This window comes from Synergistota bacterium, assembly GCA_025060595.1.
GTDB lineage: Bacteria > Synergistota > GBS-1 > GBS-1 > GBS-1 > 42-11.
Window position 1 is genome coordinate 171443 of the sequence record JANXBX010000001.1, and the last position, 24338, is coordinate 195780.

Consider the following 24338-nt stretch of genomic DNA (forward strand, 5'->3'; position numbering starts at 1 on the left):
CTTTTAACCTTTCGGCATGTATCCCATACGCCGAGAGATTTCCCTTGCACTTTCAACTACAGCTTTAGCAAGTTCTTCTCCCACAGGAAGTATTCTAAAAGATGGACCAGCAATAGCAAGACAAGCTACAACCTTCCCCGTAGAATCGAAAATGGGAGAGGCCACCGTGGCCACTCCCTCCTCTCTTTCAGAGTTACTTATATCATAACCTATGGTTCTTATTTTCTCCAATCTCCTGTAAATTTCCTCCTTATCCGTAATTGTGCTAGAAGTAAAGGGTTTTATCATACTTAAAATTCTTTCCACGTCCTCCTTATCCATATAAGCTAAAAAGCATCTCCCCGATGAACCTGCCCATAAAGGAAGCCTGTCTCCAATTCGAGCAGCACGCCTTAAACCTAGAGGACTTTCAACTTGCTCTATACAAACCCTATAATCTCCATCAAGAATATAAAGATTAACAGTCTCCTTATATTTATCCCTAAGTCTCCTCATAAAGGGTAAAGCAACATTTCTAACCTCAAGGTCCTCTCGAGCAATAGCACTTAAATAGTATAGAGCAGGTCCTAACCTATAAACCTTTCTATCATCATCCTTTTGAAGAAAACCAAGCTCACACAAAACAGAAACCATACGTGAAGTGGTAGATAAAGGCAGATTAACCTTATGAGATATTTCTGTTAGATTCTGCTTTCTACAATCTGACGAAAAAGTCAAAAGAATAGAGAAAGCACGCTTCACAGACTTAGCTACTTCCCTTTCCATCGCTATAGACCGCCTCCCTCCCCTTCCTCAGGTTTTTCAAGAGTCCAGTTTGCGAAACTATCATATATATTATAGCAATAGAAAGAACAAGACTAATGGGATAGGAAAAAAGGTCTCCTATAAAGGCTAGAGGATTGTTTTCAGCGAGTTGCATGGACCTACGAAAGTTAGTTTCAATTATAGGCCCTAAGATAATTCCGAGAACCATCGGCCCTACAGCATATCCGTAAAGCCTCATAAAGTACCCCAAGATTCCAAAACCAAGCATCCAATAGACATCCGTAAGACTATTCTGGATAGCATAAGTTCCTATAACAGAAAGCATAACCACCATAGGCATAAGTATGTTCTTAGGAATCTCTATGAGCTTAAGAAAAACCTTCAATGTAGAAAGGACCAAGAGAACCATGGTAATAGCAGATATGGTTAAGCAACTAACGATTACCCAGAAAACTTGAGGAGTCTCGATCATAAGAAGCGGCCCCGGCTTCAACCCATGAATAAAAAGCGCTCCTATTATTATGGCTGTGACAGCATCACCAGGAATACCAAGGGTAAGCATAGGTATGAAAGCCCCACCGATTGCAGCGTTATTTGCAGACTCAGGAGCAATAACTCCCTCATAGGCTCCCTGACCAAATGGCCTTGAAGGGTTCTTAACAGTCCTTCTTGCACTATCATAAGCTATCAAAGCAGCTACATCTCCACCAGTTCCAGGCAAAGCTCCTATCCAAACCCCTATAAGGGAAGATCTTATAACAAGAGGTAAATGCTTCAAAACAGTTTTAAGATCTGGTATGACTTTATCAACAACTTGCTTTATAGGAGGGAGGGCCCCTCCACGAACCTGAAACAAGGCTTCGGAAACCCCAAATAATCCTATCATAGCAGGTATAAAACTTATTCCCTGCATGAGATAAACTGTACCGAAGGTATATCTGAGCTCTCCCGTGCTTGGATCCAAACCAACAGTACTTAACAAAACTCCTAAAGCACCAGCTATTATCCCCTTCACCATAGAACCTTGTCCCATACCAGTAATAAGAAGTATTCCCATAACACCCAAAAGAAAGTACTCCCTTGGACCAAATTTTAAGGCAAACTTGGATACCGCTGGAGCTCCTATGGCAAGAATGATTACCCCTATAAGTCCCCCAATAAGAGAAGTTGTAACAGCAAGACCTATAGCTCTACCAGCTTCTCCCCTCTGAGCTAAAGGATAACCGTCGAAAACGGTAGCAATAGCAGCAGGAGCCCCAGGAATATTTATCAATATCGCCGTTATGGAACCACCGTAAACACCACCCATATAAACACCGCATATTAAAGCGAGTGCACTATAAAGATCCCACGAAAATGTAAAAGATATTAACAAAGAGGCAGCCATAGTAACGCTTAAACCTGGGATCGCTCCAACCCACATGCCCGCAAATGTCCCAATAATTGTTAAAAAAAGAAGCTTAAGGTCTAAAAGAGGCATTAAAAGATACTCCCAATTCCCCATTCTAATATAACCCTCCTTAAGGAAGAATCACCTTAAAAATTGTCCTAAAAACTACTGTTGAGAAGATCACAAAACCAACTGAATAAATAAGATACAAAAAGGAAGATTTTATATTCTTTCTTTCACAATAGAAAAACATACAGGTGAAAAGAAAAATTATAGTAGCAGATGTGAAGTGAATCACAGGAAGCATGAACGCCAAAAGAAACATCATTAAAATCATAAATAAAACGTTCCTATCTAAAGCATGCTTCAAAAGACCACTTATGGCTCTTATATCAACTTTTACGTTACCAAGCTTTTTAATGGTAACGACAATTTCATAAAAGCATAGAGAAACTATTAACAGCGAGGTTAACTTTGGGAAAATTGACGGGGAGTACCATGTACCTGAAGTCATACTCATAGCCTCGTAATATGCAAAGATCCCCACCCATAGAAAGAAAAGAGCAAATAAAAGCTCTCCCCACAAAGAATAATGGTTTTCTTTCATGTCCCTTACCTCCCCCTTGAGAAGAGAAAATTAAGGGGGCTTGGTAAGGTTCTTACCAAGCCCCTCTACAATTTCTATCTTAAGGCTTAGGGATACCAAATTCCTCAGGAGACTTTTTAGCAGCACCAGCTTGCCAAAGAAGCCAAGAAGCTATAGATCTTTGCTTATCCAAGAATGTCCTCGCTTCCTTTCCAGTCAAGCCTAACGGTATGGTATCCCTTTTAGCCAAAAATTCCTGAAACTTAGGATCATCGTATGCTTTCTTAAAAGCATCAGTAAGTTTGTCAATTATCTCCTTTGGGGTACCTTTTTTCACAAAAACACCATACCAGGGATAGTAGGGAACATATTTGTCATACTCAGGATAAACTTCCGTTATAGCTGGAATATCCGGAAAAGCAGGAAGCCTCTTCTTGTCAAATACCATAAGACCTCTTAACATCTTGGCCCTTAAAAACTCAGCCGCAGGAGCTATACCAGAGGGCATAGCATCTACATGTCCCCCAAGAAGAGCTGTAAGACCAGGTCCTTCACCAGGAAACTCTACCATATTAAACTCAACACCACTAACTACCTTCATGATTGAACAAACGACATAAGGAGCGCCTCCTACACCTGTAGCAGCAATCTTAACTTTTCCAGGATTAGCTTTAGCATCCTCCAGAAACTCCTTGAAGCTCTTATATTTAGAATCAGCTTTAACCACCGTAACATTAGGAACAGCACCAATAATTATTATTGGCTCAAAATCACCATAATCTATCTCCGCAAGTCCTAAAACCTTATACATCGATGGGTTCTCCGCTCCAAAAAGAAGATTATATCCATCCGCGGGCTGGTTATAAACATAAGTCATACCGATAACTCCAGTAGCTCCAGGCCTATTAACTAAGATTATCTTCTTACCCAAGTAAGCCTCAGCCAATGGGGCTATGGCCCTTGAAATAACGTCCGTAGCTCCACCTGCTCCCCATTGAATAGTGCCTTGGATCTCTTTCTCAGGATAGGAAGCAAATGAAATTCCACCCCATAAAATAACTCCCACACATATAAGCACTAATACAAACCTTTTAAACACAAGTATCCCCCCTTCTCAGCTAAGCTAAAGTTTAAAACTATTACGGCTTAAACTTTTTTCTGAGTTAGTCACCCCCTTTCCCACATACCCAGATTTTCAAAAATTTTAAAGAGCTCGGAAAGAATAGAAGCAGGAACCTGACCCGGAGCAGAAGCCTCAGATAGCATAGCAAAACTTAAATCTGAACCCCAAGCGAAACCAACAATTCTACTTAAAATGCCAATTCTTCCCATAGCCATGCTGATGATAGGAGTATTAGGAAAAGCTTTCCTAGCACGCAATGTAGCATTAAGGAGAGATATTAAATCATCATGTGATTTTGGCATAATTGCAACCTTAGCTACATCAGCACCACAAAAAACCTCTTGAGAAAACTTTGCAAAGATTTCATCCTCAGATAACTCTTCAGAAAACTCATGATAAGACAAAATCAAAAAGGATGTTCCTTTTCTTACCTTAATAGAATTTATATAATCCTGTCCTAAGGCAAGCTCAAGATCTATAAAATCAACGAGATTTTCCTCAAGCGCTTTAATATAGATCTTTCTTTTCAGATCAAGGTCAATATCCTTAAATCCACCTTCCTTAAAATCCCTACAGGTAAGGATAAACGGGGTATCTGGAAACTTTTTCCTTAATAAGAAAATCACATCTATAACTTTAGAAACATCTTCTAAAAAATCCCAATAGTCTATTCTAAGCTCTATAAAATCTGGCCCAAAGGAAAAAATAAAATCAGCAACTTTAAAAACCTCTTCTTGTGAACGAGCTACAAGGGGTATACAAAGCACGGGCCTAGGACCACCTAAAACCTTCTTTCTAACGCCTAGGGGATGCAAACAAGCTAATCTCACTTTTCCACCCCTTTCTACTTTGTGAAAAATAATTCTAGTATATAAGAGCTCAAAATAATTATATTATACGCATTATGGCATGTCAACCTATAAACTTCTATAGATATCTGGAAACCAAAAATAAACTATACAAATCTGGTAATTTTATCATATTTATGAAAACTAAAAGACGTATCAAAATGAGCGTCAAAAACCTCAAACATCAAATTAATATCTGGTTCTGAATCTGTCCAAATCTTAAAAGCTAAAGCGGCTTGATAAATCAACATTCCTTTACCAGAAAGAGTTTTAGCTCCGACTCTCTCAGCACACTGAAGCATTTTAGTTTTTGGGGGATCATAAACTATGTCACACACTAACTGGTTTGCCCTAAAGTCCTCCTCGCAAAGGAGAGACTCTTCTTTAGAAGAATACATTCCAACGCTAGTGGTGTTTATAATAACATCAAACTCTCTTGCCATACCAATTTTTAACTCACTTAACGGGATAAAACTACTCTTTCCAGGAAAAAGCTTGTTTAAATCCTTAACCAACCTTTCTCCTCTTTCAACACTCCTATTAACTATAACTAAGGCTTCTACCCCACTTTTAAGCATCTCAAAGGATATTGATCTAGCGGAACCCCCAGCTCCAAGTATTAGAACCCTTTTACCCTTAGGGCCTTCCCCAAAAGCCTCTATGAAAGAAATCATAAAACCCATACCATCGGTGTTATAGCCTATAAGCTTCCCATCTTTAAGGGCTATAGTATTTACAGACTTACAAAGAGATGCACTTTCATCAAGCTCATTGAGAAAATCAATAACCTTCTCTTTCCAAGGAATGGTTACATTAAAACCAACAAAGTTAAAATAGGACATTCCTTTAACTATTCCTTCAAGATACCCTTCTTCCCTAACCTCGATAGGCAGATATAGATAATCTAAACCTAGCTTTCTAAAACAAGCATTGTGTAACTTTGGAGAAAGGCTTTTAGAAAGGGGATACCCCACAATTCCTAAATACTTAGTTTTAACTGTTGGTATAAAACTATCATAATAAAGCCTATCCATTTCTTTTAAACTTTCCAATCTCGCTAGGGAAGACCCCAAAGATACCACCTCCCAAAAGAGTAATAAAAAAAGCCGCCACCGGGAAAGGTGGCGGCTTTTCGTTCAAGCCTTAGAGGTAGATTCCTACCTCTTACAAAGCATAGCCAACCTTTCCCGCAACTTGGCGGGCCAAGTAAAGTAAAAATAATAATAAAAGGAAAACCACACATTAAGGTTGGCTACGCTTTTGACCACGGGAATACCTCCCTCTTAAGCTATTGCTTAATTATATATCACAAAGAGATAAACCTGTCAATAGGTCAAGGGCTCCTTTTGTTCAAGGCTTTCCTCCATGGGACATTCTTTAACCTTATCTTTAAATTTAAGTCGGCATATAAAGGATGCTATGGAATAAAGCAACATGATAAAGCCCGATATAGGCATACAGGAATATAAAATACGTTTGGGGAGCCTAAATATAGGAGTCCAATCAGTGGCTATGACCGTAAGCTTTAAACTATATATAAAAAGCGTAAGGAAAAAGAGAATATTTATAATACTAATAGCAATATCAAAGGCCTTCCTAGCCTTTCCCTTAAACCTAGAGGGAATAAGGTAAACCACAAAATGTTCTCCCTCTCGCCATAAAGCAGCTGAACCATAAAAAACAAAGTAAGCAAACATCATCTCCACTATCTCGTCAAACCATCCAAAAGAAAAAACGGGTATAAAGCGGAAAACCACATTACCTAAAACAAGAAAAAAGAGAGCGCTTAAAGAAAATATACTCATACCTCGTAAAAACTTTCCTAAAGCTCTATCAAAGCCCTTAATAAAATTCATCTTTATCTCCCCTCAACCAACTAGGTTAGGAAGAAATAGAGCTAACCCTGGCCATAGAGCCATGATCAAAGTTACTATGAAAATACCGATAATATAAGGCAGGAGCTCCTTACTCAGAGTCCAAATATCAACACCACTTATACTCGCTACCGCATAAAGACTCATCCCTACAGGAGGAGTAACTAGACCAATCATGGAACACAATATCATGATTACTCCAAAGTGAACAAAATCTATATTATATCTGGCTATAAGAGGCATAAATATAGGAATAGTTATTACTAAGACAGCTATACCTTCAAGAAAACAACCTAAAACAAGCAGTACAGCAATTATCACCAGCAACAGACCAGTAGGTGTTGAAACCATAGATGTCAAGGCATTTATAACAGCATCAGGTATCCGTTGATGAATCATTAACCAACCAAAAAATCCAGCCGTTGCAATTATAAACATGACACGAACAGAGTGAACCGTCGTTTCCCACAATATCCTTGGTATATCTTTTATCGAAATTTCTTTGTATACAACAATACCTAAAAACAAAGCATAAACGCAAGCCACCATCGCAGCTTCAGTAGGTGTAAAAAGCCCTGATAAAATTCCTCCAATGATAATTACAGGCATAATAAGGGCAAGTGATGCCCCTTTAAAGCTCTCCCATATTTCTCTTGGAGAAGCGCGTTCACCCTTGGGATAGTTCCTAATTTTTGCCGTTATGTATACCGCAATCATCATAGCAATAGCCATCATAAAACCAGGAATGAAACCAGCCAAGAAAAGTTTCCCCACAGATGTATTAGTAAGGCTTCCATAAATTACAAAGGGGATGCTGGGAGGAACAACCGGACCTATCGTGGATGAGGCAGCAGTTACAGCAGCTGAAAAGGGTCTGTCGTAACCAGCCTCATCCATTGCCTTTATCTCAACCAACCCTAAGCCCGCAGCATCAGCCACTGCAGACCCAGACATCCCAGAAAAAATCAGACTTGCCAAAACGTTAACATGCCCGAGACCACCTTTAACATGACCAACCAAAGCGTTAGCAAACCTAAATATTCTCGTTGTCATACCCCCTGTATTCATTAAGTTTCCAGCTAATATGAAAAAGGGTATCGCCAAAAGAGTGAAACCTGTAGTTGCAGCATACATACGCTGAGCTATCATAGTAAGGACATGAGTTTCTCCAAGATAAACGAAAAACCCAACCGCGGTTATACCCATAGACACAGCTACAGGAACCCCTAAAAACATCAAGCCAACTAATACCGCAAATATGGCAAATGCCATCATCCCAGCATCCCCAATCCCTTAAAAACCAGTTACTGTTACAATTTCTCTACCATCTTAAGGAATGTCTCTACATTTTCTTTTCCTGCATACTGAGCTATTCTTTCATAAGCCGGTCCCATCTTGGCCTTAAAAGGAGCGAGATCTGGCGTTGTAATTACCATACCCAATCCCTTCAGCTTTTCAATAAGCCCTGCTTCCTCATTAACAAGGGTTTGCCTCATATAATCTCCTGCCTTCTTACTCTCCTCAGCTATAATTTTTTGCTGTTCAGGTGTAAGTTTATCCCAGGCTTTCTTACTCATCACATGAACCATAGAGTTATAGCAGTGACGTGTTAAGGCCAAATACTTCTGAACCTCGTAAATCTTATTAGCATAGATAACAGCTATCGGGTTTTCCTGACCATCAACAACACCCTGCTTTAATGCCATATAAAGCTCAGCAAAAGATATCTTCGTAACTACAGCTCCTAAGGCTTCCATTGCAGCTTGAAGCTGGATCTCCGGCGGAGTACGAATCTTAAGACCTTTCACATCATCAGGTGAATTAATGGGGCGGACATTGTTTGTCAAGTTTCTGAAACCCCACTCCCAATTAGAAAGGAATATTAGACCTTGCTTCTCAAGTTCACCAGAAGTCCACTCCTTGAAGGGACCATCAAGAACCTTGTGAGCATGACTATAATCCCTATAAACGAAAGGCAACATAACAACAGCAAACTTCTTGGAATACTTATCTAATGCGCCTTGAGTAGGTAAGCTCATTTCTATAACACCAGCGATGTTTTGCTCCAAAAGTTGAGGTGGATCCCCAAGTTGATTATTCGGATAAACTGCTATAACTATTCCACCGTTAGTGCGCTTCTGGACATTCTCCGCAAACATATTAGCAGCGCGATCGCCAGGATGCCCTGGTGCAGCATAGTGACCAAACTTCATGGTTATGGTTTTCGCTTCGGCAACTGTAAATCCAGGTATGTAAGCTAATACTATGGCCAAACACAACATAACCACTAAACCTACACTCCTCTTCATCTTTACCCCCCCTCTCTAGAAGCCTCTTATGAGGCCTTATATAAACGTGAACCTCAAAGGATTTTGGGTCCCAATCTATATCAAAACAAACTATCTAAGGATACCGCATCCATATCATCGAAAGCCTGATTTTCCCCAACCATTCCCCACACAAAAGAGTAGTTGCATGTTCCAACACCGCAATGAATAGACCAACTCGGAGCTATCACTGCCTCTTCATTTCTTACCACTATGTGTCTCGTTTCTTTGGGAAGACCTATGAAGTGAAAAACTATTGCATTCTGAGGAAGATCAAAATAAAGATAAACTTCCATACGTCTTTCATGGGTATGAGGAGGCATAGTATTCCAAACAGAGCCAACTTCTAAGCAAGTTACTCCCATTACTAAGTTACACGTGGGAAGAATCTCCGGGTGAAGCATCTGATAGATAGTCCTCTTATTACTAGTTTCTAAAGCTCCTAAGGATACCTTTCGAGCCTCTTCTTTTGTCACCCTACGAGTAGGAAAACTTGTGTGAGCTGTTCCACTTAAAAAATAAAACTTCGCAGGATCACTTGGGTTTAAGCTTCTTAAACGAACATCCTTATTCCCTTTCCCAACATAAAGCGCGTCCAACCTATTTAATGTGTATGAGACTCCGTCAACCAAAACCTCACCTGGACCGCCTAAGTTTATAACTCCTAACTCTCGTCTTTCCAATAAATAGTCCGCTCCCAGAGTCTTCCTATTCATCTCAAGCTTTACTTCACTTAATGGAACAGCTCCTCCAACAATAATCCTATCTATATGAGAATAAATCAATTTTACCTTCTCAGGGACAAACAAATCCTGTATAAGAAATTCTCTCCTTAAAGCCTGAGTGTCTAATACTTTAGCATGGTCCGGATGTATGTTATAACGTATCTCTAAATCAATCTGACTACTCATTTTTCTCCTCCTCCACAACAAGACCTTGCTTACGCATCAACTCCACATGGCTATCACGGGGCGGACAAAATATATCTATTCCCTTAAAACCAGTTTTTGTATAACCACCATGTTCTACATTGGGCGGATGAACTACCACATCCCCTGCCTCCACATGGTATGTTTGTCCATCAATAACATGCTCCTCCGAACCCTCTAAAATAATCAAAATCTGCTCCGCCTCATGCCTATGAAGCGGGAACTCTGTACCCGGTGGGTTTTCAATAAAGCTTATCAATATGTTTTCGCCTAATATGAAGCGCGTTTTAGAAGCTTCCGTTAACCAACTTATAGGTAGCTCTGATATCCGGTATACGTAACGCTTGTCTTTCATTCTAAATTTCCCCATAAGATACACCTCCTAAAGATATTCAGAATCTCTAATAAGGTCTTACTTGTTTCAAAAAATGAAACTATGTGTTACATTATACATTGTATAATAAATATTGACTATCTGTCAAGGATGAAAATAAAAACTCGGTAGCCCTGAAACGAAGGGCTACCGAGCCACTAAACAGGAGAAAACGCAATTATACTTATCAACAACCTTGCTTTCCAGTTTTATGACTTCTTGAAAAGTATCTCTGTAGCCATAAATATACCCTTTGTTACGGTTTCGTATTGGTGCCAAGGATACTCACAATTTTCATCATACATTGGTATATGACTACAACCTGGAGCCATATATTCCTCACGATATAAGGTATTTAAATCTCGATCATAGTATTGCTGCATCTTCCCAATTCCGACAATTTGTGTATGAACTTCCATTATAGGAGGTCCTCCCCAATGCGTCTTGTGAAGCCCTACGTTTAGTGGAATCGAGCCAGCAAAACACATATTTACCGCTAAATCCTCACCTACCTTTACCTTAGGAGAGCGCCAGAGTGCAACCCCTTTATGCCTTTCCTCACCAGTCACACTATAAGCAAGAGGCCATTTCTTTTTAACTTCCTCAAATAACGCTTCCTCATCAGGATAATCTGCAAATTTTTCAACCACAAGACAACGTTTAACATTAACTATAGATGTATTTACCACCACTACCGATTGAAAAAACATAAGCGGTCTATTATTTATAAATAAAGGCTCTGTAGATACGTTTAACACAATACATTTCCCTATAATAAAATATTCCCTTTCATCAACTATATATTTAACAGGGAAAAAGGGCTCCGCAAAATCCAATGATATGACACTCATTTTCACCCCCCCTTTAAAAAGCTATTTTAAAAGCTCTGCAATGTATTTGAAAGCTACCTCTCCAGCAAAAAGCACAGGAACTTTAAAAGATGCTTCTTTTATTCTATCTTCCATAACTGCAAAGGGTATCTGCCCCATTAAAATGCAATCTACTCCTTTCTTTTCCAACCTTTTCATATCCTCAATCACTACCATTTCATATCTTTCAAATTCACCCTTATTAAACAACTCTAATGCCGAAGTATTCTCCGAGAAAATAATTTCGATTTTTTTCCCCATGGCTAAAGCTTTTGATTCCAGACTCTCCCTCACATATGGAATGACATATTCAGTTGTAACTTCAACACCAATTTTACTGTAACTTTCAATAGCTTTCTGATGCAATATAGAATCCAACTGTATCACTGGTATATTCACTACCTTACTTGCATACTCCGTTGCCCTAGGCATTAAGCTACAGCAAGATACTACTAAACTACAACCTGATTTTTCCAATTCATAAGCATAATTTGCATAACGCAAAAGATTTATCTTAGGAGTTACCCCGATAGGAGAGGAAAAATTATCTTTTTTTATCAGCCCATTATAAATATGAATATACTCCACATCTGGCAAAAACCTTTTCATAAACTTCTCCACCATTCCAATGGTCACCGGCGTAGTATGAATAAAACCTACCAATTTTGAAGGCATAATACCGCCTCCCCTCTTTAAAAAATCAATATATTATACATTTAACCACCTTTTTTCTTTAGCCGATTTAAATAATTTATCTAATATTTTGAATATAAATCCCATCTTCTAAGGATGGAGCTGCAGGTTTACCCTCCTTAATAGCTTTAAGGAAGCTATAAATACTATGAAGGTGCCCTCCAAGCCAACCAGGTGAGTGTCTTGGAGAAGGAAAACACCTTTCGGGATATCTATTAAAACACTCTATTTTCTTATATCCCCTATTTCCTCCATAAGGACCAGATTTGTCATTTGCATCATAAAACCAAAGCCAATCAGGATTCTCAATGTCGAACTTAAGTGCCCCTTTTTCGCAATAAACTTCTACAATATATTCATTATTAGCACCATAGGCTATCTTACTTGCTTCAATAACTCCTTCAGCGCCATTTTTCATTTTAACTATAGCGAAAAAGGCATCTTCTGTACCCTCCTGCGCATTTTCACTTAAGTATTTAACATCTGCAAGAAGACTATCAAAATCCCCCATAAGATAGCGTGCCATATCAGTAAGGTGACATCCCAAATCTATTATCGCCCCTGTTGCAAGCGCGTTAGGACTTGCGGTTCCTTCTAATCGACTCATAGTGTAATACCTTATATGAAAACCTATAGGTTTACCTATCCTCCCACTATCAATTATCTCCTTTGCCCTTATGGCACAAGGATAAAATCGAGAATGAAAACCAATTCTATGTATCACACTTTTACCTTGCAAAGCTTTTGAAATCTCTAAGGCATCCTCATAATTGGCTGTAAGAGGTTTCTCACAATAGATATGAGTATTCCTTTTTAAAGCCTCTATTACAACCTCTTTATGCGTATCATTAGGACTGCACACGTGAACTATATCCAGATCATTTTCAAAAAATTCTTTTATATCAGTGGTCCAAGTCTCAAAACCAAAGTCCTTAGCTGCTTTTTGGGCTGCTTCTTCCGGTAAAGTACATACTGCTTTAAATTTAATATCTATGGGAAGACCACCATAAAAAAACGGTATCGCTCTATATGCATACGTATGGGCCTTTCCCATGAATCCAAATCCTACTATACCCACATTATAAACCTTCATACATACCACCTTCCCTTCAAAACTCTATAGCTTTACCCTCTTCCGCTGACCAATACGCAGCATATATTATCCTTATAGTCTCATAGGCGAGATCAAAATCAGAAAGAGGCTTTCTATCATACCATACGCATTCAACAAAGTCTTGAAGCTCCCCTACATAGCCCCTTAATATCTCATCACATACAAACACATGCTGCCAACCTATATAGGTAGGCAGCATCTCGGCTATAGCAACATCTTCAAGTCCCATTTCATCTAAAAAGTAAGCATCCATGCACCCAGGAGGGGTCAATCTGCAAATTAGACTAGAATCGCTTGTATAAACCTCAACATAGTTATTAGTGCCACCTAAAACCGTGTCAACTGCTATAACCAATGCTTTCGTTCCATCGGAAAAGGTAAGCGTTAAAGTAGCCACATCCTCCACATCCCAAGGTTTAGCCCTTATATAGCTTCTTTCCCCCTCCCTTATAGCGTTAGTAGCCACTCCCACATCACAACTTACCTTTTTAACAATTATATTTTCTCCTCGCGATTCCGATTCACATTTCTTAAGCCAAAGAAGCCCAGAAAGAGGATGACAACCTATTCTTATTAAGCTTCCTCCCCCTGTTTTATTCCAATATCCTGCGAGGGGAGAGCTCGAACCAGCTAAACTCTCCTCACCTTTCATGAATAAAATTTTGCTTTTCCTCTTTCTAATTATTTCGGCTGCTTTCTGGATTGTCGGAGCATAGACATAGTTTTCAGCATACATAAATAATCTGTCGCTATTCTTAACAATCCTTTTGAGCCTTTCAATTTCCTCTAAAACATACTCATACATAACCTTCTTCGAAACATTTTTACCTATCGGCTCTAAATCCCCTTCACGACCAAAATACCCAGTTAGCGGTTTCTCACAGATAACGTGTTTACCAGCCTCAAAAGATTCCATTACCATCACAGAATGCAAGAAAGGAGGAGTACATATATCTACGACATCTATCTCCTTATCATCAAGGATGTTTCTATAATCAGTAAACGCCTTTTCGATCCCATAAATCTCTGCCATCTTCTTAGCTTTCTCCTCAACTATATCCGCTACTGCTTTAATCCTTACAGGGATACCGCTTATTTTTTTATAACCATTTAGATGAAGATAGGAAGCGTAACCGCTCCCTACTATCCCAACCGTTAAAGGTTTTGCCGTCCTTTCCAACTTTAAACACCTCCTATTTCATGATAAATAAAGGGCCGTTGGCATTGCTTCATGCCAACGGCCCTCTTTCTAATCGAAACTCAACTCCTATAAGGATATATGCCAAACTGCTTAAAGAACTCTATACCCTTTTTAATATCCTCTTCATAATTATCAAAAGTGTTAGCCTCAATAGCTATAATCTCCTTGTAACATATCCTCTTAAGGACATCTATTAGCGCAGCATAATTATAGCTATCGCTTAAGCTTGGCATTAATCTCTTGGGAAACTCCGTTAATGGGTTATCTATATGAATATGCTTCACATATTTCTCATATTTAGCTATGTCTTCCACGCTTCTTCCAACAGCTACAAGCCACCTAAGATCACACATGGTCTTTAAGTTATATTTTCCGAACTTTTCTATGAAATCCACAGCTTCAGGAATGGAGTTAATGAAATTAGAAAGACTTGGTGCTAAAGGCTCAAGTAAAACGGTTATATTATATTCAGCAGTAACATCACAAAGGATATTCAAGAAATCCATAAGTTTATTATAGGCAGACTGAATATCCCCTTCAGTAGGAAGGCTCCTTGACCTACCATTACCAAACACATAATAGCGCGCACCAAGCTCCGCTGTTCTATAAGCTCCTATCTTTAGATATTCAGTCCAATACTTTAAATCAAAATCTGGAGAAGCTATACGAACATCAAGAGGAATAGGATTATCAAAAACTTCACAGGTTATGTCAAGGCTTTTAATTTTCTTAAGCGCTGCTTTAAACTCATCCTCACTAAGCTCTACAATTTCTCTTACCTGAAGCTCTGCACAATCATAGCCCGCTTTCTCTATAGCTTCAAGATCTTTTATTTTGCCAAAGCAAGAGAGCTTCATTTTCATAACCTTTTCACCCCCTAATTTATCTTAACCAATACTTTAATTTCCTCACCATCAGCTGATAGCTTCCTAAAGGCTTCAGGTACTTCTTCCAAAGAACAAACTGAGGTAATCATACTTTTAACATCAAGCTTCCTCTGAGCTATATAGTTCATTACCTCATACATTTCATTAGTGAACATATAGCTACCATAGATGGTCAGCTTTCTTCCAACTATCTCAACAGGGTTTACCTCAACATTCTTCCTTATTATGCCAACTAATACGATATCACCACCATTTCTGACAAGCTTAAACGAGTCTTTAAGAGCTGATGGTACACCAGCAGCAACTATAACCCTATCAAAACCAACTTTATCAACCAAACCTAATAAACTCTCTACTGGTTCATCTTTAACATTTAAAACATAATCCGCCCCAAGCTTTTTAGCAACTTCAAGCTTAAAATCAACCACATCAGTTACTACAATCTTACCTGATCCTAAAACTTTTAAAAATTCCAATATCATTAAACCTATAGGTCCGGCTCCGATAACTGCTACATTCTCGCCCTTTTCGAAATTTCCTTCCTTAGCTGCAGAAAGACATACAGATAATGGTTCTAACAAGGCACCTTCCTCAAAACTAACTTCCTCGTGCAAAGGGACAAGAGCAAATTCAGGAACACAAACATACTCAGCAAAAGCACCGTCACACCGCTTCTTCTCAACACCTAACGTTCTTCCAACGCTTCTTCTATAAGGGCATAAGTTTATCCAACCTCTTTGACAGTAATAACACTTACCACAATAAAGCATAGGGTTAACGCTAACTCTTTGACCAACCCTATCTTTTGAGACACCTGGGCCTACTTCAACAATCTCTCCTGAAAACTCATGCCCAAATATAATAGGTGGTATAGCTCTATCAGAGCCTATCTTGTACTCTTCTACATCAGAACCACATATTCCAGCAAACTTAACCTTTATACAAACCTCACCCTCCTTAGGAATAGGCTTGGGAACCATCTCATAACGCATATCGCCAGGTCCATGAAAGACAACCGCTCTCATGTAATCCATACAAGCTCCCCTCCCCAAAGTTTATACTTAAGGGCGTGACGTTTACTAAAATTGTCACGCCCTTGAACAAGCACATTATGGTGGCCATGCAATTACATAAATATGCTTACCACCTTTTGTAGGACCTTTAAGCACAGCTTCTATGAGCTCAGGATCTCTCTGAGTGATCAGTTTAGCATCCGGCAACTTCCCAGGTGGGAATATAGATAAGATATCATTGTGAAGCTTAAGTAGATAATCGCAAGCTCTTTCTATACAGGCTCTTGCCTTTTCTGCCTTCGCCTTAGTAGCTTTACCAAGTACTCCCTCAGGAGCGGTGATACATTCAATACCTACATTACCTACTTGACAGTGTCCAGGTATCGGATAACCGTATATATCTCCACCCCTATCCACATGACCAGGAGGCAGATAACCCTTTATAGTTGTATCCTCCGCATGCTCCATATCACAGAACTCCGGGAAAAGAGCTAAAGAAATAGATGTTTCAGCCTCATCCGCATGCTGAAATGGCGTCTCAAATGGACCACCGTGCTCCTTATCCATAAGAGTCTGTCCCATAACGCGCGGCAGATCCACGAAGAGTATTAAAGCTGGAACTTGATACTTTTTAGCCCATTCCTGAATAGCTGAAGGAATAATATATTCCTGCCCATGCATACTTATGAATATCTGTTTTCTAAATCCGGTATTCCAGTAACCCGTTATTATAGCTCTTATCATAGCAGCGAAAACATCATCAGGAAGAGGAACTGTACCCGGTTGACCAATGTGATGGAATGGATGCGAACCATACCATATCGGAGAAGCTATAGTACAGCCAGCCTTAGCCGCAACCATTTCAGCTATCCTCGTCACAATAAAGGTATCTTCACCCATTGGACCTGCGCTCCCATGATTCTCTGTTGAACCCACGGGAACTAAAAGAATATCATTAACCTTTAGCCTCTCTTCAACATCTCTCCTAGTCATCGTGTGATAGTACATCTTATTAGGTTTTTCAATACAACCTTCGTTTGGAAATTTCCACTCTCCCATCATCTACCCTCCTTACTTTCAAGGATCTTTTTAAGGATATAGAATAACCTTTATATCCTTAGACTTTCCTGATGCTAACTCCTCAAAGATCCTCGGACCCTCACTTAATGGATACACACCTGTAATAATCTTCTCTACATCCATCTTGCCGCTTTTAAGTATCTCAAGGCCTTCAATCATCTCTGTTATATACATATAGGTCCCTTTGAAACACAGTTCCCTTGCAACAGCCATCTTGTAATCGATATCTACTGTAGTTGCACCAAGACCTATCCATATGACAGTCCCTCCATTACGAACCATCTGAGCGCTATCCTTAACAGTTTCAGCAAAACCAACAGCATCAAAAACCACATCAGCTCCTGCATCATTAGTCATCTTTCTCACAACCTCAGATGCCTTCTCCCTATTTGGATTTATAATCACATCTGCCCCACACTCTTTAGCCATCTGGAGTCTATTATCTAATACCTCCATCGCAAATACCCTCTTAGCTCCATAGTACTTCGCAGACATGACTGTCAAAAGACCTATAGGTCCAGCACCATAAACCGCTACCTCCTTACCCTCTAAGCTACCTACATGCTTTACAGCACGAAGAACATTAGCTAAAGGCTCTATCAAAGCAGCTGCATTGAAGGAAACGTTATCGGGTAGCTTTATAACCTTATTAGCTGGAGCAACTACATATTCCGCCATAGCCCCATTGTAAGAACCCGCCTTCATCGTAGTACCTATTATCCTACGGTTTTCACAAATGTTAATAAATCCAGCTTTACAGTTAGGACAATCACCACAATACAAATTGGTCTCAACTATTACACGATCCCCAACATTGATTCCCTTTACCCCTTCGCCTAACTTAGCTATCTCACCTGAGAACTCATGTCCCATAATAAGAGGGGGTACTCTAAAGGGAGATTTCCCTCTATAACCGTTTAAGTCTGAACCACATATGGAAACAGCTTTTACCTTAATTAGAACCTCTCCTTGCTTAGGTTCAGGGGTTTCCACATCTACATACCTTATATCCCCTGCACCGTAAAAAACTAAAGCTTTCATATTTCTGCCCCCCTTTATTTATTTTGTTGGCTCCCCCACCAGGTGGTGGGGGGAGCCAACCTGATCGAACTCTTATTTCTTTACCTGAGTTATAGCAAGTAAGAGATCATCGACGATTTCACTACCTACAGCACTTCTTACCATATCAGCAACGCCCTTTGCTGCTTCTTTCATTCTCTGCCTCATTTCCGGTGTAACCTCTATAATTTCCATACCTTTCTTCTGAAGCTCAACCAACATAGCGCTAGTTTGAGTTTTAGATTCCTTAAACAGATATTCGCTAACCTCGTTAGTTACATCAGTTACTGTCTTCTGATAGTCAGCAGGCATACCATCATATAGCTTCTTGTTCATTATGTAGGTAAACACAAAACATATATGATGTGTATTAACCACATATTTCTGAACCTCGTAGAACTTAGCAGACCAAATTATCTCGTATGGGTTCTCCTGAGCATCTACTATACCCTGCTGCAAGGCTACGTAAAGTTCAGCAAAGCTAAGAGGCGTAGGATTAGCTCCCAAAGCTCTCCAGAAAGCTAAATGATATTTGTTTTCCATAGTCCTTATCTTCAAACCCTTAAGATCATCTATACTCTTTACCGGTTTCTTCGTAGTGAGCTCGCGGAAGTAAATAGGTGTAAACATAAGAAGCTTAAAGCCAGCCTTTTCGTAATCTGGAATAAGCTTACCTTTAAACGGATCTAATGCCTTTTTTGCAACATCCAAATCATCAAAAAGCATAGCTATATCAAACACAGCAAGCTTAGGAACAAAACCAACCATGGGAGCGGTAGTTAAAGAAACCATAGCTATATTTCCAGCCTGACAACTTTCAACGGTTTCTCTATCTCCTCCAAGCTTAGAGTCAAGATATAGCTCAACCTTTATTTTTCCATTAGATTTCTTCTCAAGTAACTCCTTAAAAAGCTTAGCAGCTAATACCCTTGGAGTATCTTGAGCGCTAGGATAGGCCCCTGCTAACTGCAAAGTGTACTGTTGGGCATACGCTGGAACATCGCCCACTACCAAGCCCATAAGCCCTATCACTAAACTAACCACCACTACACCCGCTAGAAGCTTTTTCATCACTGCTCCCCTCCTCTAAGAGAGATTTTTAAATCTCAGAAAAAGACCGCTAAGTTAAAACCTTATCTCATCACCCCCTTCTAACTAAAATCAAGCTAATATCTGGTATATAAGTCACTAGAAAGAGCGCAACTATAAAAGCCAAGATAAATGGTATAGCCTGCTTTCCGACATCCATAACAGGTCTCTCTACAAGCGGACAGGCAACGAAGAGATTAACACCAAAAGGTGGTGTTGCCATACCTACAGCTAAATTTATAGACATTACTATTCCCAAATGCACGGGATCTATACCTAAAGCTACAGCTGCTGGCAAAAGCATCGGTGCTAATATGGCTATAACTGGTCCTATATCCATAAACATACCTATGATAAGGAAAAGAACATTTAAACCCAATAAGAAAAGAGCTGCATTGCCACCGAAGTTAGTCACTATAAAATCCCTAACGACCTGTGGAACTTGAAGTAGCGCTAAAACACGTCCAAAAACTATAGCTAAGGATAGAAGCATAACTATTGGAGTGTAAGCCCTAACAGAGTTAATCAGTATTCTTGGAAGATCCTTAAGGCTTAAAGTCTTGTATATAAAAAGACAAGCTAAAAAGGAGTAAAAGACCGAAATAACAGCCGCTTCCGTAGGAGTAACAACACCTGTATATATCCCTCCTAAGACAATCACTGGACTTAAGAGAGCCCAAAAACTCTCTCTAAAAACTCTAAAGAAACCTCTAGATCTTAACTCGTTATATTTAGTTTGGATTCTTACCCTATCCTCACCTTTAGTCACAGCATATATATAAGCATAGGCCATCAAGCATAAACCTATCGTTATCCCAGGGAAAATACCTGCTATAAACAAATCCCCTATAGATGTTCCGGTTACAACACCATATGTCACAAAGGGAATGCTCGGAGGAATTATTACGCCTAAACCACCAGCAGTCGCTATCATTCCAGCAACAAAGGTCTTATCATACCCTAGGGAAATTAAAAAAGGTATAGCCATACTCCCCACGGCTGCAGTTGTAGCCACACCTGATCCCGAAATAGCCCCATAAAACATAGCTGTAGCTATAGTAGCCATAAGCATCCCAGCTCTAACCTTCCCTAAGAAGAACACAAAGAAGTCGAAGAGCTTTTCAGATATCTTACCTCTCGTCATTATATCTCCAGCTAGTATGAAAAGCGGGATAGCAAGTATAGGGGTATTATCAAGAGCATTTACCATATTTCTAATCACAAAGTTTATATTCCCAGCAACGAAACGAGGATTTAATAAACCAGGAATTATCGTAGCCAAACCGAGCGAAACCAATAAAGGAACGCCCAATAGCAAACAAACAAGCATTACGATAAAAGCTATAGTTCCCATGTTATTTCCTCCTTCACTTTTCTGCCTTTAAGGTACTCAAACCTTGCTTCCTAAACATTTCTATTATGCTTTGAATAGACCTAACAGTTGCAAGAAAGAATCCCACATTAGCTGAAAAATAAACCAAATACATAGGAATCTCCATAGCAGGGCTTGTTTGCCCACTATCCTTTATCATCTTAACTACAGGGATGGAGTTCACAAATAGATAAACAAAGAAAATCAAAACGAAAAACTCCACACCTATCTTTAAAAATCTCTTAATATTTAAAGGTAATACTTCAACCAAAGAATCAACCCTTAATATCGTTTTTTTCCTTATGCTATAACCTATACTTAAAAGAGAAGACCATACAAATAGATACCGGCAAACCTCTTCAGCCCAGGAGAGCGACGATCCAACCACATAACGCATAAAAACTTGAAGCATCATCACACAAGCAATCAAAACGAGAAAGATGCTTAAAATTAGCTCCTCTAAATGCTGATCTATCCATCTTACAACAGCCACCCTCTATCCCTCCTTTAAAAATAAAAGGCGGTAGCGAAAACTCTAACTACCGCCTTTAAATGTCTTTATGTTTTTCCCTCCTCTTTTCTGTGACTCTTAAGCTGAGGAGAATATATCCATATAAACTTGAGGGGCTCGTCTCCCGTGTTAACGATAGAGTGATACTCTCCTGGAGGATTATAAATACACACTCCCGGTTCTAAAGGTATCTCCTCATCCTTGGTTATAAACTTTCCTCTACCCTGTAAAAAAATCATAACCTCTTCCTCATTGTCATGCTTATGCTCTGGAACCCTACTTCCCACATAAGTCTCGTTTATACCTACAGCTAAATTTTTAGCCCCTACAGTTTTTTCTGAAACCAATATCCACGACTTTCTTGGAGGCTCTCTATATTCTCCCTCTACCTCACTTATGCGAATAACTTTTACTCTCGACATACCCCTACCCCCCTATTAGAAGATATTTGGATCCATTTCAATATCCCATATACTCTCTAATTCCTCCTGAGGAATATCGAATACCGAGTTATGCGGAGGCAACGGTTCCTCCCTCATAAACTCTGGAATTCTCTTAAACCTCTCCGACACTCCAGCAAGCTCATTAAACTTTCTCTCAATATTTAAAACTTCAACCCCTATATGTTTTGCATCCTTAAAACTTAAATCCCAACCATACCTCGCTCTAAATAGTCCACCTAATAAATCCGGATTTTTAATAAAAGCGGGTCTTATAAACAAACACACTCCCATCGAATCTATCAATGCTGCCCTTATCTGAAGCTGCCTCGATATGCGAACCTGCCCTTCTTTAGAAAGCGGATCATGATACCTCACGGTTTCAAAGGCATTACCAGCTGTATGATCTGCACCCATTGTAGACGTAGCATACAATACTCCATTTCCTTTCAACCCTCTTGGATCATAAGCGGGCATAGCCTGCCCTTTGACTACCGGAACCCTTCTTACACCAAAAGCCTGGCCTGTGAAAGCCGCACCATTACCTATAACTCTACCTAAAACCGTTCCTTCTCCTATCTGTCTTATCAAATCTTTTGCTCCCTTCGCATCTCCAAACTTTATAACCCCAGCTTCCATAGCTACACCTATAGCCGCGCCAATCTCTATTGTGTCAACACCAACCTCATTGCATAGATGATTCAACTCAGCTACCGCATCCACATCTCCTATACCACAGTTAGGTCCCAATAAAACAACACTTTCATATTGAAGAGTCGCCACTATCTTTTTACCAGCTTTGTCTGGGAAAATATGACTACACATTATAGTACAACTTGGTACACACTGAGTCCCGCTTTTACCACAACCTCCTCTACTTCTTATAAGCTCAGCCACCGCCGGACCTGTAAAGTTATCAGCAAACTCAAACTGCCCCACGCTAAAGTTCCTCGTTGGGAGAAACCCTAATTTATTAACCATCTCTAAGATATCGAGGGTTCCATATTTCCTCCTATTCTGGCTCTTAGGATCCTCCTTAAGAATCTTTGCAACCTCCTTGACAATATCGCTTAGCAATTTGGGGTCATGATAATCAGGTTCAACCGTTTCAGAATCATCTACAACTATCGCTTTTATTCCCTTCGATCCCATCACAGCCCCCAAGCCGCCTCTTGCAGCATACCTTACTTGCTCTAACCTATCATCAGTGAGAGCTATACCAGCACCGTAAAGCTTCATCTCCCCAGCAGGACCTATACATATAAGTCCTTTTCTATCTCCAAACTCCTTCCTTAATAGGTCAAAAGTCTCACTAACAACTTTTCCCTTAAGATAGGGGGCATCAATAAGCCTCGCTTCACGAGCGCTAACATATAAGACCCTAGTCTGCTCTCTATCTGGAATATCTTCTAATATTATTGCCTTTACACCTATCCGTGCCAGCTTTTTACCAGCACTACCACCAGAATTGCATTCCTTTACGCCACCAGTAAGCGGACTTTTACCACCAATAGAAACTCTTCCACTTGTGCTTAAATTAGTATCAGCAAAATATCCAGAAGAAATTATTAGCTTGTTATATCTACCCAAAGGCTCACAGGTTGGTGGAACCTCATCTAATAAAACCTTAGCTATATAATATCTACCAGCATATTTACGTTCCTCCGATGTTGCGATCGACTCCTTAATTTCACCAGTTTTTGTGTTAACTCTAATTATCCTTCTCATTAACTTTATACCCCCCTTAGTTTAATCTTAAACTTGAACCAAGCTTAATTAGAAGGGAGTTTATAGAAGAAGCTAACTTCTCATCTATCTCTACGCCTTCTTTCTTGCTTTTCCCCTCTTTCCTAAACTCTATTTCACCAGGTATAAGAATCTCTTCAACACCACATGCTTTTTTAAGATTTTTAACCGTTTCAAAGTAATTTTTCATCTTTCTTCTAAACTCAGCTACGTCTATAAAACGAGAAACATCTATAACTATACATGAAGCTCCTACTCTTGTTGGCCCCTCAAGGATATGAAAAGATTTAAGCTGATTTCCATATCCGGATCCAGCCAATAATCCACAAACGATATCCACGGCCATAGCTAAAGCAGAACCCTTAGGTCCACCTATCGGCATTAATGTTCCCTCAAGGGCCTTTTCAGGATCAGTAGTCGGTTTGCCCTCACAATCTAAGGCCCATCCCTCCGGTATCTTCACGCCCTTTCTCTGAGCCTCTCTTATCTTACCTCGCGCTACAACGCTTGTTGCCATGTCCATAGTAAAATTCATACCATCGCCAGGTATGGAAAGAGCTATGGGATTCGTTCCCAAAAATTTTTCAGCAGCTCCCCACGGAGCCATCGAAGGCGCTGCATTAGAGACCATCAAAGCCATCATTCCCTGTTCAGCTGCCCTTTCAGTATAACAACCAAGACAACCCACATTATTAGTATTACGTATTAAAGCCATACCTATACCATATTTTTTCGCCTTCTCAATAGCCTTTTCCAAAGCTAGATAACCAGCCACCATACCTATACCATCTTTACCATCTATAAGAAGAGTAGCTTCTTCATCATATAAAACTTCTACTTCGGTAGGCAACTTAAGTTGTCCTCCCTCAACTCGCATAGCTATTACGTTTAAAAGATATATACCGTGCGTCGAAACTCCTCTCATGTCTGCTCTCACCAATATCTCAGCTATTCTCTTAGCATTTTCATGACTCTCTCCTAATCTTCTTAAAATATCTTCCGTAACAAGCTTTAACTTTTCCACAGCAACCTTCAAAGCCCTCTGCCTC

The 24338-nt window shown here is 39.7% G+C and carries 25 protein-coding genes; all 25 read right to left on the bottom strand.

What is annotated here, in order from left to right; translation table 11 throughout:
• Nucleotides 1-3 precede the first annotated feature (3 nt).
• Nucleotides 4-765: an IclR family transcriptional regulator gene (locus NZ900_00920; GenBank protein ID MCS7232656.1), complete on the bottom strand. Its 762-nt coding sequence runs from the start codon at nt 763-765 to the stop codon at nt 4-6.
• Nucleotides 746-2269: a tripartite tricarboxylate transporter permease gene (locus NZ900_00925; GenBank protein ID MCS7232657.1), complete on the bottom strand. Its 1524-nt coding sequence runs from the start codon at nt 2267-2269 to the stop codon at nt 746-748. Before NZ900_00925 ends, NZ900_00920 begins: the two co-directional genes overlap by 20 nt.
• 16 nt (nt 2270-2285) lie before the next feature.
• Nucleotides 2286-2762 carry a tripartite tricarboxylate transporter TctB family protein gene (locus tag NZ900_00930; protein ID MCS7232658.1) on the bottom strand — a complete coding sequence of 159 codons (477 nt, stop codon included), beginning with the start codon at nt 2760-2762 and terminating at the stop codon, nt 2286-2288.
• Between the two features lie 79 nt (nt 2763-2841).
• A complete protein-coding gene (locus NZ900_00935) occupies nt 2842-3840 on the bottom strand; it encodes a tripartite tricarboxylate transporter substrate binding protein (protein MCS7232659.1) in 999 nt (332 codons plus the stop codon).
• A 68-nt stretch (nt 3841-3908) separates the two neighbouring features.
• Nucleotides 3909-4694 (bottom strand): type I 3-dehydroquinate dehydratase, encoded by a 786-nt coding sequence (gene aroD / locus NZ900_00940; GenBank protein MCS7232660.1) that lies wholly within the window; start codon nt 4692-4694, stop codon nt 3909-3911.
• Between the two features lie 125 nt (nt 4695-4819).
• The gene (gene aroE / locus NZ900_00945) at nt 4820-5785 is read right to left on the bottom strand and encodes a shikimate dehydrogenase (protein ID MCS7232661.1); all 966 of its coding nucleotides are present in this window, start codon (nt 5783-5785) and stop codon (nt 4820-4822) included.
• Nucleotides 5786-6037: 252 nt separating this feature from the next.
• On the bottom strand, nt 6038-6568 hold the full coding sequence (locus tag NZ900_00950; protein MCS7232662.1) for a TRAP transporter small permease: 531 nt from the start codon (nt 6566-6568) through the stop codon (nt 6038-6040).
• A 12-nt stretch (nt 6569-6580) separates the two neighbouring features.
• Complete coding sequence (locus NZ900_00955) at nt 6581-7858, bottom strand: TRAP transporter large permease (protein MCS7232663.1); 1278 nt, start codon at nt 7856-7858, stop codon at nt 6581-6583.
• Between the two features lie 38 nt (nt 7859-7896).
• A complete protein-coding gene (locus NZ900_00960; protein MCS7232664.1) occupies nt 7897-8895 on the bottom strand; it encodes a TRAP transporter substrate-binding protein in 999 nt (332 codons plus the stop codon).
• A gap of 80 nt (nt 8896-8975) precedes the next feature.
• Nucleotides 8976-9824 carry a 5-dehydro-4-deoxy-D-glucuronate isomerase gene (kduI, locus tag NZ900_00965; protein MCS7232665.1) on the bottom strand — a complete coding sequence of 283 codons (849 nt, stop codon included), beginning with the start codon at nt 9822-9824 and terminating at the stop codon, nt 8976-8978.
• Nucleotides 9817-10212 (bottom strand): cupin domain-containing protein, encoded by a 396-nt coding sequence (locus NZ900_00970; GenBank protein MCS7232666.1) that lies wholly within the window; start codon nt 10210-10212, stop codon nt 9817-9819. The genes kduI and NZ900_00970 overlap by 8 nt, the downstream gene beginning before the upstream one ends.
• Nucleotides 10213-10424: 212 nt before the next feature.
• Complete coding sequence (locus tag NZ900_00975) at nt 10425-11066, bottom strand: hypothetical protein (protein ID MCS7232667.1); 642 nt, start codon at nt 11064-11066, stop codon at nt 10425-10427.
• 21 nt (nt 11067-11087) lie between these two features.
• Nucleotides 11088-11759, bottom strand: a complete 672-nt coding sequence (locus NZ900_00980; GenBank protein ID MCS7232668.1) for an aspartate/glutamate racemase family protein — start codon at nt 11757-11759, stop codon at nt 11088-11090.
• A 76-nt stretch (nt 11760-11835) separates the two neighbouring features.
• Nucleotides 11836-12870: a Gfo/Idh/MocA family oxidoreductase gene (locus NZ900_00985; protein MCS7232669.1), complete on the bottom strand. Its 1035-nt coding sequence runs from the start codon at nt 12868-12870 to the stop codon at nt 11836-11838.
• A gap of 16 nt (nt 12871-12886) precedes the next feature.
• On the bottom strand, nt 12887-14071 hold the full coding sequence (locus tag NZ900_00990) for a Gfo/Idh/MocA family oxidoreductase (GenBank protein MCS7232670.1): 1185 nt from the start codon (nt 14069-14071) through the stop codon (nt 12887-12889).
• A gap of 80 nt (nt 14072-14151) precedes the next feature.
• Nucleotides 14152-14955, bottom strand: coding sequence for a sugar phosphate isomerase/epimerase (locus NZ900_00995; GenBank protein ID MCS7232671.1), 804 nt, complete (start codon nt 14953-14955; stop codon nt 14152-14154).
• Between the two features lie 14 nt (nt 14956-14969).
• The gene (locus tag NZ900_01000; GenBank protein ID MCS7232672.1) at nt 14970-16013 is read right to left on the bottom strand and encodes a galactitol-1-phosphate 5-dehydrogenase; all 1044 of its coding nucleotides are present in this window, start codon (nt 16011-16013) and stop codon (nt 14970-14972) included.
• A 75-nt stretch (nt 16014-16088) separates the two neighbouring features.
• Entirely contained in the window at nt 16089-17051 is a 963-nt protein-coding gene (iolN, locus tag NZ900_01005) for a 3-dehydro-scyllo-inosose hydrolase (protein MCS7232673.1), read from the bottom strand.
• Nucleotides 17052-17081: 30 nt separating this feature from the next.
• Nucleotides 17082-18113, bottom strand: a complete 1032-nt coding sequence (locus NZ900_01010; GenBank protein ID MCS7232674.1) for a galactitol-1-phosphate 5-dehydrogenase — start codon at nt 18111-18113, stop codon at nt 17082-17084.
• 72 nt (nt 18114-18185) lie between these two features.
• A complete protein-coding gene (locus tag NZ900_01015) occupies nt 18186-19202 on the bottom strand; it encodes a TRAP transporter substrate-binding protein (GenBank protein ID MCS7232675.1) in 1017 nt (338 codons plus the stop codon).
• A gap of 70 nt (nt 19203-19272) precedes the next feature.
• On the bottom strand, nt 19273-20574 hold the full coding sequence (locus tag NZ900_01020) for a TRAP transporter large permease (protein MCS7232676.1): 1302 nt from the start codon (nt 20572-20574) through the stop codon (nt 19273-19275).
• 13 nt (nt 20575-20587) lie between these two features.
• A complete protein-coding gene (locus NZ900_01025; protein ID MCS7232677.1) occupies nt 20588-21085 on the bottom strand; it encodes a TRAP transporter small permease in 498 nt (165 codons plus the stop codon).
• 65 nt (nt 21086-21150) lie between these two features.
• A complete protein-coding gene (locus NZ900_01030; GenBank protein MCS7232678.1) occupies nt 21151-21525 on the bottom strand; it encodes a cupin domain-containing protein in 375 nt (124 codons plus the stop codon).
• A gap of 15 nt (nt 21526-21540) precedes the next feature.
• Nucleotides 21541-23271 carry an aldehyde ferredoxin oxidoreductase gene (locus NZ900_01035; protein ID MCS7232679.1) on the bottom strand — a complete coding sequence of 577 codons (1731 nt, stop codon included), beginning with the start codon at nt 23269-23271 and terminating at the stop codon, nt 21541-21543.
• A 16-nt stretch (nt 23272-23287) separates the two neighbouring features.
• Nucleotides 23288-24325 carry an Ldh family oxidoreductase gene (locus NZ900_01040; GenBank protein MCS7232680.1) on the bottom strand — a complete coding sequence of 346 codons (1038 nt, stop codon included), beginning with the start codon at nt 24323-24325 and terminating at the stop codon, nt 23288-23290.
• Nucleotides 24326-24338 lie beyond the last annotated feature (13 nt).

Excerpts from the sequence above, each read along its gene's own strand:
- NZ900_00920 (MCS7232656.1), bottom strand. The coding sequence starts at position 765 with ATGGAAAGGGAAGTAGCTAAGTCTGTGAAGCGTGCTTTCTCTATTCTT.
- NZ900_00925 (MCS7232657.1), bottom strand. The coding sequence starts at position 2,269 with ATGGGGAATTGGGAGTATCTTTTAATGCCTCTTTTAGACCTTAAGCTT.
- NZ900_00930 (MCS7232658.1), bottom strand. The coding sequence starts at position 2,762 with ATGAAAGAAAACCATTATTCTTTGTGGGGAGAGCTTTTATTTGCTCTT.
- NZ900_00950 (MCS7232662.1), bottom strand. The coding sequence starts at position 6,568 with ATGAATTTTATTAAGGGCTTTGATAGAGCTTTAGGAAAGTTTTTACGA.
- NZ900_00955 (MCS7232663.1), bottom strand. The coding sequence starts at position 7,858 with ATGGCATTTGCCATATTTGCGGTATTAGTTGGCTTGATGTTTTTAGGG.
- NZ900_00960 (MCS7232664.1), bottom strand. The coding sequence starts at position 8,895 with ATGAAGAGGAGTGTAGGTTTAGTGGTTATGTTGTGTTTGGCCATAGTA.
- kduI (MCS7232665.1), bottom strand. The coding sequence starts at position 9,824 with ATGAGTAGTCAGATTGATTTAGAGATACGTTATAACATACATCCGGAC.
- NZ900_00970 (MCS7232666.1), bottom strand. The coding sequence starts at position 10,212 with ATGGGGAAATTTAGAATGAAAGACAAGCGTTACGTATACCGGATATCA.
- NZ900_00975 (MCS7232667.1), bottom strand. The coding sequence starts at position 11,066 with ATGAGTGTCATATCATTGGATTTTGCGGAGCCCTTTTTCCCTGTTAAA.
- NZ900_00980 (MCS7232668.1), bottom strand. The coding sequence starts at position 11,759 with ATGCCTTCAAAATTGGTAGGTTTTATTCATACTACGCCGGTGACCATT.
- NZ900_00985 (MCS7232669.1), bottom strand. The coding sequence starts at position 12,870 with ATGAAGGTTTATAATGTGGGTATAGTAGGATTTGGATTCATGGGAAAG.
- NZ900_00995 (MCS7232671.1), bottom strand. The coding sequence starts at position 14,955 with ATGAAAATGAAGCTCTCTTGCTTTGGCAAAATAAAAGATCTTGAAGCT.
- NZ900_01000 (MCS7232672.1), bottom strand. The coding sequence starts at position 16,013 with ATGGATTACATGAGAGCGGTTGTCTTTCATGGACCTGGCGATATGCGT.
- iolN (MCS7232673.1), bottom strand. The coding sequence starts at position 17,051 with ATGGGAGAGTGGAAATTTCCAAACGAAGGTTGTATTGAAAAACCTAAT.
- NZ900_01010 (MCS7232674.1), bottom strand. The coding sequence starts at position 18,113 with ATGAAAGCTTTAGTTTTTTACGGTGCAGGGGATATAAGGTATGTAGAT.
- NZ900_01015 (MCS7232675.1), bottom strand. The coding sequence starts at position 19,202 with ATGAAAAAGCTTCTAGCGGGTGTAGTGGTGGTTAGTTTAGTGATAGGG.
- NZ900_01020 (MCS7232676.1), bottom strand. The coding sequence starts at position 20,574 with ATGGGAACTATAGCTTTTATCGTAATGCTTGTTTGTTTGCTATTGGGC.
- NZ900_01030 (MCS7232678.1), bottom strand. The coding sequence starts at position 21,525 with ATGTCGAGAGTAAAAGTTATTCGCATAAGTGAGGTAGAGGGAGAATAT.
- NZ900_01035 (MCS7232679.1), bottom strand. The coding sequence starts at position 23,271 with ATGAGAAGGATAATTAGAGTTAACACAAAAACTGGTGAAATTAAGGAG.